A 3710-nucleotide genomic window follows, 5' to 3' on the forward strand; every position below is an offset into this window, starting at 1 on the left:
TGGATTCCTAAGTTAAGAACATATTAATATGCCTTTAAAAGCGATTTAAAAACCCCGCCCGACTGACATAAATTCCCCTAGCCGGATTGGCAAAATATAGCTTATTTTAATAGTTTTTTGCGCCCCAAAAGGTTAGACTCTTGATTACAGTTTGAAAACTGACCGAGGGTTAACCCTCTCGATAATCTGGAGAAATTGTCTATCAACTCTCTTAATCTCATCGTTCATAGATATTGGAGAAATATTCATGGTATCCGCACCAGAAAGACCCTTAACAGAACAAAATCCCCTTTCTCAAGATGAACTCTACAAAACCCATGCCTATTGGCGCGCTTGTAACTATTTAGCTGTAGGTATGATTTATCTGCGCGATAATCCCCTGCTTAAAGAACATCTTAAACCCGAACACGTTAAGTATCGTTTACTTGGTCACTGGGGAGCAAGTCCGGCCTTAAGTTTTACCTACGTTCACCTCAACCGTTTAATCAAAAAATACGACCTCGATGTGATTTTTATGGCAGGTCCTGGCCATGGAGCGCCGGGGGTACTCGGTCCGGTTTATCTAGAAGGAACCTATTCGGAAATTTACCCCGATAAAAGTGAAGACGAGGAAGGATTACAAAAATTCTTTAAACAATTTTCTTTTCCCGGTCACATCGGCAGTCACGTCACCCCCGAAACCCCCGGTTCTATCCATGAGGGCGGCGAACTGGGTTATAGTGTTTCCCATGCCTACGGTTCTGTTTTTGACAATCCCGACCTTATTACGGCCGTGGTGGTGGGTGATGGGGAAGCAGAAACCGGTCCCCTTGCTACCGCGTGGCACTCGAATAAATTCCTTAACCCGATTCGCGATGGTGCGGTACTGCCAATTTTAAACTTAAACGGCTATAAAATCGCTAATCCCACCATTCTCTCCCGTATTTCGACCCACGAGTTAGAAAGTCTCTTTGTCGGTTACGGTTACACTCCCTACATCGTCGAATGTAAGGAGGATGAAGACCTCATGCACTGCCATCAAAAAATGGCCGCTACCCTAGAACACTGTATCAATCAGATTCGCTCCTATCAACAGGAAGCTCGCAGCACAGGAGTGGCTAAACGTTACCCCTGGCCGATGATTATCCTCCGGTCCCCCAAGGGTTGGACAGGTCCGAAAAACGTTGATGGTCATAAAGTGGAAGGATTCTGGCGCGCTCACCAAGTCCCCATGGGTGCTATGCAGGAAAACCCCGACCACTTGAGAAAATTAGAGGAGTGGATGAAAAGCTATAACCCGGAGGAATTATTTGACTATACCACGGGTAAATTTAAGCCGGAATTTAAAGAACTCGCTCCTATTGGTCATCGTCGCATGAGTGCTAATCCCCACGCTAATGGCGGATTGCTGCGGAAAGACCTAAAAATGCCCGATTTTCGTCAATATGCCGTAGATATCACCCACCCGGGCCAGGTGGAAGCGGAAAACACGGGAGTGATGGGGGTATTTTTGCGGGATGTAATGCGAAATAATATGACTAATTTTCGCGTTTTTGGTCCGGATGAAACCGCTTCTAATCGTTTAGCGGCTCTCTATGAAGTGACTAAAAAAGCTTGGTTAGCTGATACCTATCCAGAGGATTTAGATGGTAGTCAATTATCTCCCGATGGTCGTGTGATGGAGATGCTGAGTGAACATACTTTAGTCGGTTGGTTAGAGGGGTATTTATTATCTGGTCGTCACGGTTTATTTCACTCCTACGAGGCTTTTGCTCATGTTATTGATTCCATGTTCAACCAACACGCTAAATGGCTCGATATCTGCAAAAATCATGTGCCTTGGCGCGCTTCTGTTTCCTCTTGGAATCTGTTGTTATCCTCGGTGGTTTGGCGGCAGGATCACAATGGTTTTAGTCACCAAGACCCCGGTTTTATCGATTTAGTAACTAATAAAAGTGCCGACGTGGTGCGGGTTTATCTTCCCCCCGATGGGAATTGTTTATTAAGTGTGGCTAACCACTGTCTCAAGAGCAAGGATTACACTAATATTATCGTTGCTGATAAACAGAAACACCTGCAATACTTGACTATCGAGGAAGCAATTAAACACTGCACCAAAGGTATCGGTATTTGGGATTGGGCAAGTAACGATGATGATGGAACTAATCCCGATGAACCAGATGTAATTATGGCTTGCTGTGGGGATATTATCACTAAAGAATCTTTGGCAGCAACGGCAATTCTACGGGAGGAATTCCCTTACTTAAAAGTTCGCTTTATCAATGTGGTTGATCTGTTTAAATTACAGTCTGAAAGTGAACACCCTCATGGTTTATCGGAACGGGATTTTGATAGTTTATTTACCCCTGATAAGCCAATTATTTTTAATTTCCACGGTTATCCTTGGCTGATTCATAAACTTACCTACCGTCGCAGTAATCAGGAACGTATTCATGTGCGCGGTTACAAAGAAGAAGGGAATATTAATACTCCCCTAGAATTAGCGATTCGTAACCAAGTGGATCGTTTTCATTTAGTAATTGATGTCATCGATCGCGTGCCAAAATTAGGTTCTGCTGCCGGTCATGTGAAGGAACGGATGAAAAATGCTATTATCGATAATCTCGATTATGCTTTTACCAATGGTATCGATAAAGACGAGATTACTAACTGGAAATGGCCCTATTAATTAGGCTAGAAAGTGGTTTAGGTGATGATAATTTATTAGTTTACCGATAAATTTCATCTGCCTATTCCACCTAAATATATTTAATTTACTAAGCCAATTAAAATCATCAATATTGCGAGTTACAATTGTTAAATTATAAACGAAAGCTGTTCCCGCAATAATGGCATCTCCTAAGGACATCTTTCTGATTTGTTTTAAAGTTACTGCTTGGTTAATTACAGGTTGAGAGATGGGTAAGATTTGAGAAACATTAAAAAATTCTTCAAAATAGACTTTATCCTGATGATTTAACCGATGGTAGCCTAAAACTTCCAGATAGGATAAAGCAGATACATAAGGATAATTTTCTGCAATAAACTCCTGGAGAAACTCATTTTCTAATTGAGCGGCATAGATAATAATATTGCTATCTAATAACATGATTTAATCCCGATCAGGAAGAGAGCGATCGCACCAATTTTGTTGTTGCCACTGTTGGGTATCAACATCAGTAAAAGTATTATTATTAGCATTTTTTTTCAAAGCATTGGCCATTTTTTGACCGTTAGATCGATTTTCACCAATGATATTTTCTTCTAGTAAGGTAATAAGTAGTCGTGCAAAATTAATTTCCTAGTGAAGATAGGCAAGAGGCAAAAAGCAGGAGGCAAGAGGTGGTTAGATATGTGTAATTAATTTTGCTTAGGTACTTATAAACATTAACAGGATATTCGGAGTTAATTTTAGGGGTTTCATCAAGCCATTGAAGGGTATTATTTTTCAAAATTGCTTTAAAGGTTTTTAGCATAGTTTTCTCCACCGTTAAATGATACAGGATAAATGATTCAGACTAGCTCTAACCCAATTTTAACACAAGACCAACCCAACAAACTGCCTTACCTCAATCTTTTAAATTAACGTCTTTGGATCATTTTATCAATAGACAACAAATAAAGTGCATTATACTTTGTTAATGCACCCGACAAGAAAAGCGATCACACTTCCAATATTCTGCCAAATGCGATCGCAAATTCCCATTTTTACAGAAAAAATGATAATATAA

General features: G+C 40.6%; 2 protein-coding genes and 1 pseudogene. 1 reads left to right on the forward strand and 2 read right to left on the reverse strand.

The window, feature by feature from the left end; translation table 11 throughout:
- Positions 1–247: 247 nt before the first annotated feature.
- On the forward strand, positions 248–2668 hold the full coding sequence (locus MICAI_RS08355) for a phosphoketolase family protein (protein WP_008200346.1): 2421 nt from the start codon (positions 248–250) through the stop codon (positions 2666–2668).
- Here MICAI_RS08355 and MICAI_RS08360 read toward each other — a convergent pair whose 3' ends face one another.
- Together MICAI_RS08360 and MICAI_RS27810 are read right to left on the reverse strand one after the other, a co-directional pair.
- Positions 2669–3088, reverse strand: coding sequence for a type II toxin-antitoxin system VapC family toxin (locus MICAI_RS08360; RefSeq protein WP_008200348.1), 420 nt, complete (start codon positions 3086–3088; stop codon positions 2669–2671).
- Positions 3089–3091: 3 nt separating this feature from the next.
- Positions 3092–3455 (reverse strand): annotated as a pseudogene (locus MICAI_RS27810) (hypothetical protein).
- Between the last annotated feature and the right edge of the window lie 255 nt (positions 3456–3710).

It is taken from the genome of Microcystis sp. T1-4 (assembly GCF_000297435.1).
Lineage (GTDB): Bacteria > Cyanobacteriota > Cyanobacteriia > Cyanobacteriales > Microcystaceae > Microcystis.

Coding starts and splice junctions, on each gene's coding strand:
- MICAI_RS08355 (WP_008200346.1), top strand. CDS start 248: ATGGTATCCGCACCAGAAAGACCCTTAACAGAACAAAATCCCCTTTCT.
- MICAI_RS08360 (WP_008200348.1), bottom strand. CDS start 3,088: ATGTTATTAGATAGCAATATTATTATCTATGCCGCTCAATTAGAAAAT.